Origin of the sequence: Winogradskya consettensis, from assembly GCF_018332715.1 — a bacterium.
Taxonomy (GTDB): Bacteria; Actinomycetota; Actinomycetes; order Mycobacteriales; family Micromonosporaceae; genus Actinoplanes; species Actinoplanes consettensis.
On sequence record NZ_BOQP01000070.1, the window covers coordinates 25,142 to 39,076 of the forward strand.

The window sequence follows — 13,935 nt, forward strand, 5'->3', positions numbered from 1 at the left end:
CCCCGATCCGGCCCAGTGGTGCGGCCGGGCGTTGGCGTGCGGCCGTGCGGGCGCCGCCGGGCCCGTGGTGCGGCTGGGCGTCGCGGCGGGCGGGCCCGTGGTGCGGCTGGGCGTCGCGGGCGGGCGGGCAGGCGCACGGTAGCCTGCCTGCCATGGCGGACAGCTCGACTCAGTCGATCCTGGTGCAGGCGCCTCTCGCCGAGGTAGCCGCGGTGATCTGCGATTTTCCCCGATATCCCGAGTGGGCGGATGCGGTGAAACTCGCCGAGGTCGTCGAGGCGTACGAGGACGGGTACGCCGCGCTGGTGCGTTTCGTGCTCGATGCCGGCCCTCTCGCCGACGACTATCAGCTCGAATACGCGTATTCGGATGATGCGTCCCGGGTCGAGTGGCACCTGGCCGCGCCCTCGAAGATGCAAAAAGTGTTGAACGGCTCGTATGACCTCGTCGAGGACGGTGGCGGAAACACGACCGTCACGTACACCCTTGAGGTGGAGCTCACCGTCGGGATGCTGGGCATGTTCAAACGCAAGGCCGAGAAAATGATCATGGACACGGCCCTGAAGGAGCTCAAGCGCCGCGTCGAGAGTCTCGCCAAGGCGTAACGGTTCTTCCGCTTGCGGGCACAGGGGGCACACGATGACAGGGACCACGGGATCGGCACGCGAAGAGGCCGAGCGCCTCGTCGCCACGGTGCTGGCCAGGGCTTCACAGGCCGCGGGGGGCTCGTCCGGCCCTGGTGGGCTGGGTGCTCTGGGCGGGCTCCTCGGCGGGGTCGTCGGCTCGGTCCTCGGTAAGAAGGACGAGAAGAGCGCCGCCGCCCACCTCGCATCGGGCGTCGGCGACATCGCCACCGGCGTGGCCAGCGTGCTGCGCGCCGCCTCCATGGCCGCCAGCGAGGCCACCCGCACCCGCCCGGCCGCGACCGGCTCGACGACAAGAAGCTCAACGGCGACCGGCTCGACGGCGCGGCCTGAGCCGACCCCCGATCAGTCGTGGTCCGCTGCGACACGTGCGCCCGCTAAAACGGAAAAATCTGGCAGGACGGAAAAGTCCGAAGAGCTGGATGAGCCCACGATCGAGGAAAGCTCCGACCCGTGGACAGCAGCGACCCGCGAGGACGGCCGTGCCGCCCGCCGAGAGGCCGCGGCAAAGGCAGAGCAGGCCCGCCAGGCCGCCGCCGAGAAGGTCGAGCAGGCCCGCCAGGCCGCACAGACCCGCCGGGCCGCCGCCGAGGAGGCCGAGCAGAGCCGCCGTGCCGCCGCGGACCGAGCCGAAGAGGCCAGCCGTGCCGCCGCGGGAGAGGCCGGCCCGGCCGCCGCGGACCGAGCCGAGGAGTCCGGCCCGGCTAATGCCGGCCGAGCCAAGGAGGCCCGCCAGGTCGCTGTGGACCTGACCGCGGCGCGCGGCACAGGGCCGGGCGACGATGGAGAGGCCGCGGCCGCTCGAAGCGGGTCAGGGCCTGGTGCGGTTGTGGGTGCCGAAACGCGTACTGAAAAATGGGAAAAGGGCGTGACGCGCCCCACGGACCCCTGGGCTGCGGCGGTCGCGAACTACGCAAATGATGACTCACCGCCTGAAACCGGCGTGGCGGGAAGCGTCGGCGTAGATCATGATGTGGCGGCACCGAGCGACACAAGCGACAGCTCCGCCGACTGATCAGTCCGGGTTGGGACCCAGCGGGGGCGGAGTGACACGAACATGAGGGGACGGGCAGCGTGGCGCTGACCATCGGGATCGACGTCGGTGGCACGAAGGTGGCCGGCGGGGTGGTCGACGAGAAGGGGACCGTTGTCGCGCAGACGCGGCGGGAGACCCCGGCGGACGATCCGGCCGGCACGCGGGACACGATCGTTGCCGTGGCGACCGAGTTGGCGGCGCAGTATCCCGAGGCGAACGCGGTCGGTATCGGCGCGGCTGCCTGGATCGACGCCGCTGGGTCGACGGTGCTGTTCGCGCCGAACCTGGCGTGGCGGGACGAGCCCGTGCGGGACATCGTGGCGAAGGCGGTCGGGTTGCCGACCGTGCTGGAGAACGATGCGAACGTGGCCGCGTGGGCGGAGTTCCGGTTCGGGGCGGGGCGGCAGGCCGATGACTCCATGGTGATGATCACCGTGGGGACGGGGATCGGTGGCGGCATCGTGATCAACGGGGGGCTGTGGCGCGGGGCGAACGGGATCGCCGGTGAGCTGGGGCATATCCAGTCGGTCAACAACGGGCATCCGTGCGGCTGCGGGCGGCTCGGGTGTCTCGAGCAGTACGCGAGCGGTAAGGCGCTGGTGCGGTTCGCGCGGGCGGGGGCGCGGCAGGAGCCGGATCGGGCGGCGCTGCTGCTGGAGCTGGCCGGCGGGGACCCGCTGGAGATCACCGGGCGGCAGATCACCGAGGCGGCGCGGTCCGGGGACGGCGTGGCGCGGGATGCGTTCGCGCAGATCGGCTACTGGCTCGGGGTGGCGCTGACCGACCTGGCGCAGGCCTTCGACCCGCAGGTGTTCGTGCTCGGCGGCGGGGTCATCGACGCGGGTGACCTGCTGATGGGTCCGGTCGAGGCGACCTACCGCAAGGAGCTCACCAACCGCGGGCGGTTCCCGGTCGCGGAGATCCGGGCCGCGGAGACCGGTAACACCGCGGGTGTGCTCGGCGCGGCCGACCTGGCCCGCCGGATCTGAGGGGGACGACGTGTCCGGGGTTCCGCTGCGGGTGCTCAGCTACAACGTGCACGGCCTGCGTGACGATCGGGCGGCGCTGACCGGCCTGGTCCGCGATCTCGCCCCGGACGTCGTCATCGTGCAGGAGGCGCCGCGGCGGTTCCGGTGGCGGCACAAGTGCGCCGCGCTGGCGGACGATTTCGGCATGGTCGTGGCCGAGGGCGGGCTGCCCGCCCTCGGCAACCTGCTGCTGGTCAGCATGCGGGTCCGGGTGCACGAGACGTGGTGCCTGCGTTATCCGCTGACGCCGGGGCGGCATCTGCGCGGGGCGGCGTTCGCGCGATGTTCGGTGAAGGGCGCCCGGTTCACGATCTCCGGGTCGCACCTGGCGACCGATCCGGCGGAGCGACCGGCGCAGGCGGCCCTCTGGAAAGAGGCGCTCGGCGACATCGAGGGCACGCTGGTGGCGGGCTGCGACCTGAACGAGGGGCCCGGCGGCGGTGCCTGGCGCACGGTCGCCGACGGCTTCCAGCAGGGCGGGAGCAGGGTGCTCACCTTCCCGGCGACGCTGCCCCGGATGGAGCTCGACGCGCTGTTCGTCTCGCCCGGTGTGGAGGTCGCGCGCTACGAGGTCGTGGACAACGACGCGGCCCGCCGAGCCAGTGATCATCTTCCCGTTCTCGCGGATATTCTCCTACCTTCCGAGTAAGCGTCACGTCTGCGAGGATTCCCGGGTGCAAGACACCCCGGACATCGCCGACCGTCACGACGCGGTCTGTGTGATCGGTGCCGGGGCCAGCGGCCTCGCCACCATCAAGAGCCTGCGTGAGCAGGGATTCTCCGTCGACTGCTACGAGCGCGAGACCTCGGTCGGCGGCGCCTGGAACTGGCGTCACGACCGCAGCCCGGTCTACTCCACCGCGCATCTCGTCTCGTCGCGGCCATTGACGGAGTTCCCAGACTTCCCGATGCCCGACGACTGGCCCGACTACCCCCATCACAGCCAGCTGCTCGGCTATCTCGAGCGCTACAGCGAGCACTTCGGCCTGCGGGACGACATCTGGTTCGGCACCGAGGTTGTCTCGGTGACGCCGGCCGGTGACGGGCGGTGGGACGTGACCACGCGCAGCGTCGGCGGCGGTGCCGAGCGGGTGCAGCGCTACGCGGCCGTCATCGCCGCGAACGGGCACAACTGGGCGCCGAAGCCGTTCACCGTCGACACGTCGGAGTTCCGGGGGCGGGTGATGCACGCTTCGGCGTACAAGGATCCGGCGCAGTTGCGGGGCCGTAAGGTCCTGGTGATCGGCGGCGGCAACACGGGCTGCGACATCGCGGTCGAGGCCGCCCAGCAGGCCGAGAAGGTGTGGCACTCGACCCGCCGCGGCTACTGGTTCGCCCCGAAATACCTCTTCGGCCGTCCCGCCGATCAGATGCTCCCGCCGCGACTTCCCCTGCGCTTCAGGCAGAAGCTCTACCGATGGATGGTACGGCTGACAGCCGGCGATCTGACCCGTTACGGACTCCCCGCACCCGACCACCGGCCGTACGAGAGCCACCCGGTCGTCAACAGCCAGCTCGCCTACTACCTGGGCCACGGCCGCATCACCGCCGTTGGCGACGTCGCGAGCATGGAGGGTTCCACCGTGGAGCTCAGCGACGGCAAGCGCATCGAGCCCGACCTGGTCATCACGGCGACCGGCTACCTGCCGCGCTTCGAGTTCCTGGCTCCGGAGCTGCTCGACGTCGACGAGGACGGCCGTCCCGATCTGCACCTGCACGCGTTCGCCCGGCGGCACCCGACGCTCGCCGTGATCGGGTTGCTGCAGCCCGACGCCGGGCTCCTCCCGCTGGCCCACTGGCAGAGCGTCGCCGTGGCCCGCTGGCTGCGGCTGCGCATCGACGACCCGGCGAAGGCCGCCGCGGTGCAGCAGAAGGAGTCGGTGCGGCCGGTGCGCAGCTGGAGCCGGCTGCGGGTGGTGCCGTCGTCGCGGCACTGGTTCGAGGTCGGCCACACCGATTACCTGCGTGCGGTCGAGGACCTGCTCAAGCACATGGAGCCCGCGTCATGAGTTCGCAGCTGCTGCGGTTCGAGGACTGGACCGCGCCGGTTCCGGCGGTGCGCCGCGAGGTGCTGAGCGCCCTGCCCCATCCCGACGAGAAGAACCCGCCGCTGCTCTTCGTCCCGGGGCTCGGTCACGGCGCGTGGGCCTTCCGGGAGCACTGGCTCGGCCATGCGGCCTCCCGGGGTTTCTCCGCGTACGCCCTGAGCCCCCGCGCCGCCGGATCGTTACGGGCGTACGTGCACGACGTGGTCCAGGTCGCCGCCGGTCTCCCGCGGCAGACCGTCCTCATCGGTCACGGGGTCGGCGCACTCGTCGTCTCGCATGCCCTCGCCCGCTACCCCGCGAAGGCGGCGGTTCTTGCCGCCCCGGTGCTGGACGGCTGGCCGGCGCTCGGCGCGGCCCTGCGTACCAATCCGTTCGGCACCCTGCCCGCGTTCTTCGGCGGCGGTCTCGGGCTGAGCCGTAAGCAGCTCTACAGCCCCGGCTGCACGTACGAACGGAAACTCACCCGCGAGCCGACGGCCGTCTACCGCTCGGTGCTGACCGCCTCCCGCCCGGCAGCCCCGGTGGGCTCGCCTCCGATGCTGGTGGTGGGCAGCCCCGACGACAAGATCGTCACCCGCAAGGCCCTGGACCGTACGGCGGCCCGCTTCGGTGGCGCCCCGCTGCTGTTTCCGGGGATGGGTCACGACCTGATGCTCGACACCGACTGGCAGGAGCCGATCGACGCCGTCATCGACTGGCTGGAGAAGGAGCTGCTCGCCTAGGCGCAGCCGTTATTTTCTCAGCCCCGCGGCTACCCGGCCGGTGCGGTCCAGCGTCGTGAGGTAGGCGCGGGCCCACGCGACGATGTCGTGGCCGACGAGATGCGAACGCATGGCGGTCATCCGGCGTTCCAGGTCCGCCGGGTCGGCCTCCATGGCGCGCAGCAGCGTCTCCTTGAGCCCGTCGACGTCGTGCGGATTGACCAGGAACGCGTCCTCGAGCTCGTCGGCCGCCCCGGCGAACTCGCTGAGCACGAGCGCACCCGAGGCGTCGGCCCGCGCGGCCACGTACTCCTTGGCCACCAGGTTCATCCCGTCCCGCAGCGGGGTGACCACCATGACGTCCGCGGTCTGGTAGAGCGCCGCCAGCTCGGCGCGGTCGAACGGCTGGATCAGGTAGTGGATGGCGGGCTCGCCGACCCGGCCGTGCTCGCCGTTGATCCGCCCGACCTCGCCCTCGATGCGGTGCCGCAGCGCCCGGTAGCTGTCCACGCGCTCCCGGCTGGGGACCGCCACCTGCACCATCACGGTGTCGCGGACCTTGACCCGGCCGTCACGCAGCAGTTCGCTGTACGCGGTCAACCGGTGCTCGATCCCCTTGATGTAGTCGAGCCGGTCGACGCTGAGCAGCACCCGCCGCGGCCGGCCCAGGTCGGAGCGGAGCTGCGCGGCCCGCTCCCGGACGTCGCGGCGAGCGGCGAGCGCCTGCATCTCGGCGACGTCGATCGACATCGGGAACGCGCCGGTGCGGATGGCCCGCCCGTCGAGGGTGATCTGGTCGTCGCCGGTGACCCGCGCGCCGAGCAGCTTCACCGCGAGCTGCGCGATGTTGTGCGCGGCCTGCGGGCGCTGGAACCCGACCAGGTCCGCGCCGAGCATCCCGCGCAGCAGGTCGAGCCGCCGCGGCAGCTGCATGAACAGCTCCGGCGGGGGGAACGGCACGTGCAGGAAGAAGCCGATGAGCACGTCGGGCCGCAGCTCGCGGATCATCTGGGGCACGAGTTGCAGGTGGTAGTCCTGCACCCAGACCGTGCCGCCGGGCTCGACAGCCTCGGCCGCGGCCCGGGCGAAGCGCTGGTTCACCGCTCTGTACGTCTCCCACCAGCCCCGGTCGAACACGGGCGGCAGGACGGCGTCGTGGTAGAGCGGCCACAGCGTCGAGTTGGCGAACCCCTCGTAGTAGCCGCTGTGCTCCTCGCTCGTCAGCCCCATCGGTCGCATCCGCAGGCTGCCGATGTCGGGCAGGGCCGGCGCGTCCCCGACCTTCCCGCCCCAGCCGACCCAGGTGGCCGGGGTCCGGTCGAGGATCGCGTGCAGGGCACCGGCCAGCCCGCCGGGGCTGCGCCGCCATTCACACGCGCCGTCGGGAGCGACGCTGTCGTCGATCGGGAGACGGTTGGACACGACCACGAGCGAGCTCTGGCGCATTCACGAGAGGTTATCGGATGGCTACCCAGAGGTACAGGTCTATGTTCTCAGACCACGGCCCCGTCGTGCTCAGACCACGGCCCCGTCGTCGAAGTCGTCGTCATCGTCGCCCGAGCGCAGCCGCCAGACCAGGGTCACCGCGCCGGCCACGATCGCGGTGAAGCCGATCAGGGTCACGAAGTTGCGCTGGATCGGCAGCAGCCACGGGAAGAGGAAGAGCACGAAGCCCAGCACCACCCCGAGCACCCCGGCGACCGCGTACTTCGAGATGTGCGGCAGCGGCGGCGGGGGCGGCGGCACATACCGGTCCTCGTCCTCGTCGTCCGGCAGGCCGGCGCCGAACGTGTCGAGCCCGTCCAGCAGCGAGGACTCGCCGGTGGGGCCGGTGGGCTCCGGGCGGTCGGTGCGGCGCCGGTTGTGCGGGGCCGGCTCGTCCGTGGGCAGCGTCACCGGGCCCGGCTGCGGGTTGCTGTTGGGGTCGAGCCCCTCGGCCTTGGGCCACGGCTCGGCAAGCGGATCGACGGCGGTGTGGAAGCCCGCAACGATTTTGGCCCACTCGGCGTCGACGTCGCTCTGGGCGGCCGAGCTCTGGGCACCTGAGCTCTGGGCCGGCGGTGCCTCCGTCTTGGCCGGGGCCGGTGTGGGGCCGAGACCGCCGGTCAGCTTCTGCAGGTGCTCCTTGGCGGTGTCGAGGTGCTCGCGGTCGACGAACAGCCGGTCCGTCGGGCGCGCCGGCAGCGTCGTGGCCCGCAGGACCGGATTGAGGTCGGCGGAAGGTTGCAGGTAGGCAGCTATGCCACCGGCCGCCAGCACGTCGAGCAGGTGCTCGCCCACGCGTGGATCCACGTCGCCCGCAGCCGCATAATCGGCCGCGTCGAGCCCGTTGTCCCGCCGCCCTCGACGGGCGCCACCCGCAGACACCCTTTTACGCTCCTCGCCCCCGCGCTCCTCGCGCGCGTGCCTTGAATGGTGACACGCCAGGTGCCGCTTGCGGGAGTGCGTTGTGGCGTGCCGCTCCCGCTTCGTACTCTTTTCCTGCCCCCGGCCCGGGTGCGTGGGAAAGGACACCGGTGTTCTACTGGCTACTGAAGTACGTGTTTCTAGGACCTGTCCTGAAATGCCTCTTCCGCCCCGATGTGCGGGGTCTGGACCATATTCCGGAGACAGGTCCGGTGATTATCGCCTGTAATCACCTGTCCTTCTCCGATTCGATCTTCACACCCCTGGTGCTGAAACGCAGGGTGACGTTCGTCGCCAAAGCGGAGTACTTCACCGGGAAGGGGGTCAAAGGCTGGCTCATGCGCCAGTTCTTCGTCGGCACCGGGACGATCCCGGTCGACCGTTCCGGCGGGAAGGCCGCCCGCGCGGCCCTCGACACCCAGCTGCGCGTCCTCAACGCCGGAAACGTCGCCGGCATCTACCCGGAGGGCACCCGCTCCCCGGACGGCCGGCTCTACCGTGGCAAGACCGGCGTGGCCCGCCTGGCCCTGGAGAGCGGCGCGGTCGTCGTCCCGGTCGCCCTGCTCAACACCGACGAGATCCAGCCGACCGGCACCCTCATCCGCGCGATCAAGCGCGTCCGGATGCGCATCGGCCGCCCCCTGGACTTCTCCCGCTACGAGATCGCCGGCACCCCCGCCGCAGGCGACCGCTTCGTCGAACGAGCGGTCACCGACGAGATCATGTACGAACTCATGACCCTCTCCGGCCGCGAATACGTCGACGTCTACGCCGCCAGCCTCAAGAACCCGGCCCCGTGATGCGCACCCGCTACGACCGCCTCGCCGAGCTCCGCGGGCTCGACCCGGTCGCCGACCACCACCGGATCTACCGCACGACCGCGGCGTACGAGTTCCCCCTCGACCTGCGCCTGGGGCTGGTGCTGGCGTTCTGGCGTACGTTCGCGGTCCCGTCGATCGCCACCCTGCTCGTCGCCACCGGCGAGACCACCGAGCGCACCGAGCGCCGCACCGACGACACCGGCATCCTGATGTACACGCTGATCGCCCACGGCCTGGACAGCCCCGAGGGCCGGACGGCCACCCGCCGCCTCAACCAGCTCCACCGCCGCTTCACGATCAGCAACGACGACTACCTCTACGTCCTCGGCACGTTCATCTTCTCGCCGGCCCGCTGGATCGACGCCCACGGCTGGCGCGAGCTCTGCTGCCACGAACGCACGGCGATGCTGACCTTCTACTCCACGCTCGGGCGCCGCATGAACATCACCGGCATCCCGGCGACCTGGGAGAGCTTCGAACACTTCTACGACGCGTACGAGGCGGAGCACTTCGCGTACACCCCGGCAGCGGAACAACTGATGACCGCGACGCGGAGCCTCCTCCCGCTCGACCCCCGGCTCACCGCCGCCCTCCTCGACCGCCCGCTCCGGGAGGCCACCGGCATCGCGGAACCCCCGAGGTGGGCCCGCGCGCTCCTGAGCACGACCCTCACCGCCCGCAACACCTGGCTGCGCCACGCCGCCGGACCACGCACCCGCACCTGGCTGGAAGACGGCGTTGTCGGCCGCACCTACCCCGACGGCTACGACCTCGCGACGATCGGGCCTGAGAAGGTGGAGGGGTGACGACGATGTGGTTCGAGGACTTCCAGCCCGGTCAGATCTTCCGTACGCAGGGCCGCACGATCACCGAGGCAGACGTAACCGCCTTCGCGAACCTCACGTGGGACACCAACCCGGTGCACACCGACGCGGAGTTCGGGGCCGCCGGGCGGTTCGGGCAGCGGATCGCGCACGGCATGCTCGGGGCATCCTTCGTCCTGGGCCTGGCGAGCCGGCTCGGGGTCTTCGAGGGCAGCTCGATCGCCCTGCTCGGCGTCACGGACTGGCGCTTCCTCGCGCCGGTCCTGATCGGCGACACCCTCACCTGCCAGGTCGAGATCCGCGCGACCCGGCTCACCAGCAAGGGCACCAGCGGCATCCTCGACCGCTGGTTCACCCTGACCGACCAGCACGGCACGGTCGTCCAGGAGGGCCGCATTGACCTCATGGTCGCGCTCAGGCCCTAGGCGACGGGCAACGGCCGCCCGGGACCGTACGTGGTGCCGGCGCGGTCGCGTTCCAGCCAGCCCGACTCGACGAGCAGGCGGCGGGCGCCGGCGACGTCGTCGGTCACCACGGCGAGCCGGCGGTTGATCGTGTCCTCGTCGCAGAGCTCGTCGAGGGCCAGGTAGCGGGCCAGTAACTCACCCATCAGCGGGTAGCGGTCGCTCAGCGTCGGCGGGAGACTGGTCACGCGACCGTGCGAAAAACAAGATCGAAGCTTGGGGTACGCCGTGAGCAGCGCACTGATCGGCTGCAGCGTATCGACGGCGGCGGCTGCGTCGCGGAGCTGACCCGGATGGGCTCGGTAGACACCGTTGCCCGTACCCGTGACGATCCCGGCAGCCACCAGGCGTGCGCAGGCGTCGCCGACCTCGGGGATCGACAGGTCGAGGGGGTACGCCAGCTCGGCCATCGTGGCACCCTCCGCGCCCCGGCGGACGAGGTCGGCGAAGACCCGCAGCCGGACGGGAACGGCGAGCTGGGTCAGGATTTCGGCAGCCTGGGCGGCATCAGCGGACATCTCGACACCGTAGGTCCGGGGCCGCCGCCGGTGCATCCGGTTTACCAGCGGTGGTAGGCCCAGGCCCAGGTGCCGGCGATCGCCACGGCCAGGGCGACGTTGACCCAGCGGATCCGCCAGGCGACGAGCCCGTCGTCGGGGCGGGGACCGATCTCGCCGAGGGTGTCGATGAGCCACCGCGGGCCACCTGCGAGGGCAGCCATCCCGAAGCTGAGCCCGGACGGCTCGAAGGCGGAGATGCTGATCGGCCGCCGGCCCCGCACGGTCAGTTCGTCCTTCGACCAGGAGTTCGCATCCGGGTACGTGATCAAGCTGCGGGCGACGTGCCAGCTGTGGAAACTATTGCGGACGACGAGCTTGTCCGGGGTGACCACGATGCTGGTGCACGGCCCCATCAGGTAGACGACGACCACCACCGGGGCGAAACCGACGCTGCCGGGGAAGGGGGAGAACCAGGCCAGGAAGACCTCGCAGGCGACTGTGAGCACCAGGAGCGCTCGGGCCTGCAGGTCGTTCTGATGGTGCACCCGCCGGTCCCTTGCCATGGGGGCAGGGTAGCGACGGGTGTCCACAAGGGTCAGCCGCCCATGGCCTTCCATCGGGCCAGGTTGTGCTTCGCGTCGACCAGGGCGTCGTGGCGGCCCTGGGCGGTCGGCAGGGGTGGTTTGCCCTTGTCGTCCCAGAGCTGGCGCAGGTCCTTGGTGAAGCGGGGGATCTCGCGGGGCAGCGCCGGCATGGCACCCCAGAGCTGGGCAAGGGCGACGTGGTCGTAGGCCGCATACCAGGCCCAGAGCTCGATCTGCTCGTCGCGGCCCTTGACCGGTTCCGTGAGGAACGCGTGCAGGTCGTCACGGATGCGTTCCCGTGAGCGCCAGGCCGGGTCGGCGGGGGACGGCAGTTTGTCGAGCACGTTGCGGCGGACCCAGGGGATCGCCTTCGACTCGTCGAACTGGGTGGAAACGGCGTAGAACTCGCGCCCGAACTCGTCGACCATGCCGATGGACACCAGGTCGACCGTCAGGCCGTCCTCGATGAACTCGCAGTCGTAGAAATAGCGGTAGACCATCGCGGACCATCCTTGCCTACTCCTCCGGAGCATGTTCGGTCAGGGCCTCCCGGGCGTGGCGCAGCGCGTCGTGGTCGCCGCGCCGGGCCGCCCAGTCCGCCTGCACCGCCCACCGGAAACGCAGCATCACCGGCAGTGCGGCGTGCAGCTCGTCCTCGTTGACCGGCGCGGCGGCGAGATATCCGTCGAGCAGTTCCGCGGAGGTTTCCTCCCCGCCCGCGTAGACGACGGCGGCCGCCACGTCGTAGAGCAGCGGACCGGTCCCGCTGGCGCCGCAGTCGAGCAGTCCGGCCCGGCCGGTGGCGGGGTCTACCAGGAAGATTTCCGGCGCCGGGTCGCCGTGCAGGACGCCGTAGGTGAGCCGGTCGGTGACGGTGAGCCGGGTCATCGCGGTGATAGCCCCGGTCACCGCCGTCCGCAGCCACGGCTCGAGGGCCAGGTGGGCGGCGTCCGCGTCGAGCTGGTTCCAGCGGCCCAGCCCCGGATGGTGGAAGCGTTGCAGGGCGCGGTGCACGGCGCCGAGCCGGTCACCCCAGAACTGCTGGTCGACGGGGTCGCGGCCGTCGAGCGTACGGCCGGGGGCGCGGCGCAGCACCGCCATGGGCCCGCAGCGTGTCTCGGCGGTGAGCGCGCCGCCGAGCGTACGGACAGGTTGTCCGGCTTCTATGCCTGTGGTCCGCAGATGCTCGGCCGCGGCGAGACCGGCCTCGACCGGCTGGCGTGCGGTAGGGGCGGCGAGGCGGGCCACGAAGCGTTCGCCGCCCGCGGTCACGTCCCAGCCGTGCGAGAGCAGGCCTCCGGGCAGCGCCGAGATCTCGGCGGGCAGCAGGTGCCACTGGTCGCGCAGCGTCGATCGAAGGAGGTCGTCATCCGGCACGGCGGCGATTATCTCGGTACTGAGGGTGACGACAACGGACACCGTGGGCGACAGTCACAGGGGGCGATTGGAGGGTTTACAGAAAGCAACATCCGCGAAATGATCGAACGGCATGCGCGGGAGGTATCAAATGGCGTTGATGACGCTCTTCATGCTAAGAGTGATCGTTCGCGTCGAGGGGCCGACGCCGGACAGCAGTGCCGACGGTGGTCCCGACCGGGGGAAGGACTGACCGTGGATCATCGGCTGCCGGAGCCGGGTGACGCGCTGACAGGTGTGGAAATGTTCGCTGGGCTGGAGCCTGACGTGCGCCAACGTGTCATCGCCGCGGCGGTGCCCCGCACCTACCGCAAGGGCCAGATTCTGTTTGTGGAGCATGACCCCGGGGATTCCCTCATCGTCCTGCGCCGCGGTGCCATCGCGGTCTTCCGCACCGCACCGACGGGTGAACGTGCGGTCCTGACCGTCGTCCGCCCGCCCGACGTTCTGGGTGAAGTGTCCCTCCTGGACGCTTCCACCCGATCGGCGAGCGCGGAGGCTATCGAGGACTGTCAGGCGCTGGCGCTGTCCCGGGTGGCCTTCATGGACCTCGTGCACTCCAACCCGCGCATCCTCGACGCGGTGATGCGCTCTGTCGGCGGCCTCATCCGCCGCCTCACCGAGCAGAACGCCGACCACGTCTTCCTCGACCTGCCGGGCCGGGTCGCCAAGACCCTCGTGCGGCTCGCGGGTGACAGCCAGGCGCCGATGATCACCATCGAGCTGAACCAGAGCCAGCTCGCGGAGATGGCCGGCGGTTCCCGGCAGAGCGTCAACCAGGCCATCGGGTCCTTCGCGACCCGGGGCTGGCTGCGCACCGAGGGCCGCCGCATAGTCGTCACCGACGTGGGAGCGCTCCGCCGCCGGGCGGGCATGGCTGATCGCTGACGGGCTGTTTCGTCGGTGGTTTCCCGGGAAGTCGAGGGGGACCACCGACGAAAGGAACTGCCATGTCCGAGCAGAAGACCGAGCAGGAGAAGCGCGAGACGCTCAAGGAGCTGGTGAAGGCCGCGCGGATCGGCATGCTGACCACGATGACCGTGGACGGCCGGCACGTGAGCCGCCCGATGGGGCTGCAGGAGGTCGAGTTCGACGGCGACCTCTGGTTCTTCACCTACTCCGACGCCGACCTGGTCGCCCAGATCAAGGTCAACCCGCAGGTGAACGTCTCGTTCAGCGACGACAAGCAGCACTCGTGGACCTCGGTCTCCGGCACCGCCGTGCAGGTCGACGACCGGGCCAAAGCCGAGCAGCTGTGGAACCCGATGCTCAAGGCGTGGTTCCCGGAGGGGCTCGAGACGCCCACGCTCACGCTGGTCAAGGTGAACGCCGAGACAGCCGAGTACTGGGAGGCCGCGCACAGCTCCAAGGTGGTCACCCTGCTCGGGGCCGTGAAGGCCGCCGTAACGGGAAAGACGCCGGACGCGGGGGAGAACGAAACCGTCGTTTTGTAGCGAGGCGCG

General features: G+C 70.7%; 17 protein-coding genes. 11 read left to right on the plus strand and 6 right to left on the minus strand.

Going from position 1 to position 13,935, the window contains the following annotated elements:
• The first annotated feature begins 152 nt into the window (after positions 1-152).
• The 6 genes from Aco04nite_RS46170 to Aco04nite_RS46195 are packed head-to-tail and all read left to right on the plus strand — an operon-like array spanning position 153 to position 5,478.
• Positions 153-605, plus strand: coding sequence for an SRPBCC family protein (locus Aco04nite_RS46170; protein ID WP_213003526.1), 453 nt, complete (start codon positions 153-155; stop codon positions 603-605).
• A 34-nt stretch (positions 606-639) separates the two neighbouring features.
• Entirely contained in the window at positions 640-1,659 is a 1,020-nt protein-coding gene (locus Aco04nite_RS46175) for a hypothetical protein (RefSeq protein ID WP_213003527.1), read from the plus strand.
• A gap of 59 nt (positions 1,660-1,718) precedes the next feature.
• On the plus strand, positions 1,719-2,669 hold the full coding sequence (locus Aco04nite_RS46180; protein ID WP_203834818.1) for an ROK family glucokinase: 951 nt from the start codon (positions 1,719-1,721) through the stop codon (positions 2,667-2,669).
• A 10-nt stretch (positions 2,670-2,679) separates the two neighbouring features.
• Entirely contained in the window at positions 2,680-3,357 is a 678-nt protein-coding gene (locus Aco04nite_RS46185) for an endonuclease/exonuclease/phosphatase family protein (RefSeq protein WP_213003528.1), read from the plus strand.
• A 25-nt stretch (positions 3,358-3,382) separates the two neighbouring features.
• Positions 3,383-4,717 (plus strand): flavin-containing monooxygenase, encoded by a 1,335-nt coding sequence (locus Aco04nite_RS46190; protein ID WP_213003529.1) that lies wholly within the window; start codon positions 3,383-3,385, stop codon positions 4,715-4,717.
• A complete protein-coding gene (locus Aco04nite_RS46195; protein ID WP_213003530.1) occupies positions 4,714-5,478 on the plus strand; it encodes an alpha/beta hydrolase in 765 nt (254 codons plus the stop codon). The genes Aco04nite_RS46190 and Aco04nite_RS46195 overlap by 4 nt, the downstream gene beginning before the upstream one ends.
• A gap of 9 nt (positions 5,479-5,487) precedes the next feature.
• Here the strand turns inward: Aco04nite_RS46195 and Aco04nite_RS46200 are convergent, their stop codons facing one another.
• Entirely contained in the window at positions 5,488-6,903 is a 1,416-nt protein-coding gene (locus Aco04nite_RS46200; protein ID WP_213003531.1) for an alpha,alpha-trehalose-phosphate synthase (UDP-forming), read from the minus strand.
• Between the two features lie 69 nt (positions 6,904-6,972).
• Positions 6,973-7,824: a DUF308 domain-containing protein gene (locus Aco04nite_RS46205; RefSeq protein WP_213003532.1), complete on the minus strand. Its 852-nt coding sequence runs from the start codon at positions 7,822-7,824 to the stop codon at positions 6,973-6,975.
• A 149-nt stretch (positions 7,825-7,973) separates the two neighbouring features.
• On the opposite strand from Aco04nite_RS46205, the gene Aco04nite_RS46210 reads away from it, so the two are divergent.
• The 3 genes from Aco04nite_RS46210 to Aco04nite_RS46220 are packed head-to-tail and all read left to right on the plus strand — an operon-like array spanning position 7,974 to position 9,933.
• Positions 7,974-8,663 (plus strand): lysophospholipid acyltransferase family protein, encoded by a 690-nt coding sequence (locus Aco04nite_RS46210; protein WP_213003533.1) that lies wholly within the window; start codon positions 7,974-7,976, stop codon positions 8,661-8,663.
• Positions 8,663-9,490, plus strand: a complete 828-nt coding sequence (locus Aco04nite_RS46215; RefSeq protein ID WP_344646509.1) for an oxygenase MpaB family protein — start codon at positions 8,663-8,665, stop codon at positions 9,488-9,490. The genes Aco04nite_RS46210 and Aco04nite_RS46215 overlap by 1 nt, the downstream gene beginning before the upstream one ends.
• Positions 9,491-9,495: 5 nt before the next feature.
• Positions 9,496-9,933 carry a MaoC/PaaZ C-terminal domain-containing protein gene (locus Aco04nite_RS46220; protein ID WP_244876795.1) on the plus strand — a complete coding sequence of 146 codons (438 nt, stop codon included), beginning with the start codon at positions 9,496-9,498 and terminating at the stop codon, positions 9,931-9,933.
• On the opposite strand, the gene Aco04nite_RS46225 is transcribed toward Aco04nite_RS46220, so the two are convergent.
• Genes Aco04nite_RS46225 through Aco04nite_RS46240 form a run of 4 tightly spaced genes read right to left on the minus strand, consistent with a single transcriptional unit; the run spans position 9,930 to position 12,475 of the window.
• Positions 9,930-10,490, minus strand: coding sequence for a DUF2087 domain-containing protein (locus tag Aco04nite_RS46225; protein ID WP_213003536.1), 561 nt, complete (start codon positions 10,488-10,490; stop codon positions 9,930-9,932). The genes Aco04nite_RS46220 and Aco04nite_RS46225 overlap by 4 nt on opposite strands.
• Before the next feature lie 41 nt (positions 10,491-10,531).
• Positions 10,532-11,035, minus strand: a complete 504-nt coding sequence (locus tag Aco04nite_RS46230; RefSeq protein WP_213003537.1) for a hypothetical protein — start codon at positions 11,033-11,035, stop codon at positions 10,532-10,534.
• A 32-nt stretch (positions 11,036-11,067) separates the two neighbouring features.
• Positions 11,068-11,556 carry a polyadenylate-specific 3'-exoribonuclease AS gene (locus Aco04nite_RS46235; RefSeq protein ID WP_203834807.1) on the minus strand — a complete coding sequence of 163 codons (489 nt, stop codon included), beginning with the start codon at positions 11,554-11,556 and terminating at the stop codon, positions 11,068-11,070.
• Between the two features lie 16 nt (positions 11,557-11,572).
• On the minus strand, positions 11,573-12,475 hold the full coding sequence (locus tag Aco04nite_RS46240) for a phosphotransferase enzyme family protein (protein ID WP_213003538.1): 903 nt from the start codon (positions 12,473-12,475) through the stop codon (positions 11,573-11,575).
• 192 nt (positions 12,476-12,667) lie between these two features.
• Here Aco04nite_RS46240 and Aco04nite_RS46245 point away from each other — a divergent pair, with 192 nt between their 5' ends.
• Complete coding sequence (locus Aco04nite_RS46245; RefSeq protein WP_203834805.1) at positions 12,668-13,360, plus strand: Crp/Fnr family transcriptional regulator; 693 nt, start codon at positions 12,668-12,670, stop codon at positions 13,358-13,360.
• 62 nt (positions 13,361-13,422) lie between these two features.
• Positions 13,423-13,926, plus strand: coding sequence for a pyridoxamine 5'-phosphate oxidase family protein (locus tag Aco04nite_RS46250; protein WP_213003539.1), 504 nt, complete (start codon positions 13,423-13,425; stop codon positions 13,924-13,926).
• The last annotated feature ends 9 nt before the right edge of the window (positions 13,927-13,935 follow it).

Coding starts and splice junctions, on each gene's coding strand:
- Aco04nite_RS46175 (WP_213003527.1), top strand. CDS start 640: ATGACAGGGACCACGGGATCGGCACGCGAAGAGGCCGAGCGCCTCGTC.
- Aco04nite_RS46230 (WP_213003537.1), bottom strand. CDS start 11,035: ATGGCAAGGGACCGGCGGGTGCACCATCAGAACGACCTGCAGGCCCGA.
- Aco04nite_RS46235 (WP_203834807.1), bottom strand. CDS start 11,556: ATGGTCTACCGCTATTTCTACGACTGCGAGTTCATCGAGGACGGCCTG.
- Aco04nite_RS46215 (WP_344646509.1), top strand. CDS start 8,663: ATGCGCACCCGCTACGACCGCCTCGCCGAGCTCCGCGGGCTCGACCCG.
- Aco04nite_RS46195 (WP_213003530.1), top strand. CDS start 4,714: ATGAGTTCGCAGCTGCTGCGGTTCGAGGACTGGACCGCGCCGGTTCCG.
- Aco04nite_RS46250 (WP_213003539.1), top strand. CDS start 13,423: ATGTCCGAGCAGAAGACCGAGCAGGAGAAGCGCGAGACGCTCAAGGAG.
- Aco04nite_RS46220 (WP_244876795.1), top strand. CDS start 9,496: ATGTGGTTCGAGGACTTCCAGCCCGGTCAGATCTTCCGTACGCAGGGC.
- Aco04nite_RS46200 (WP_213003531.1), bottom strand. CDS start 6,903: ATGCGCCAGAGCTCGCTCGTGGTCGTGTCCAACCGTCTCCCGATCGAC.
- Aco04nite_RS46225 (WP_213003536.1), bottom strand. CDS start 10,490: ATGTCCGCTGATGCCGCCCAGGCTGCCGAAATCCTGACCCAGCTCGCC.
- Aco04nite_RS46170 (WP_213003526.1), top strand. CDS start 153: ATGGCGGACAGCTCGACTCAGTCGATCCTGGTGCAGGCGCCTCTCGCC.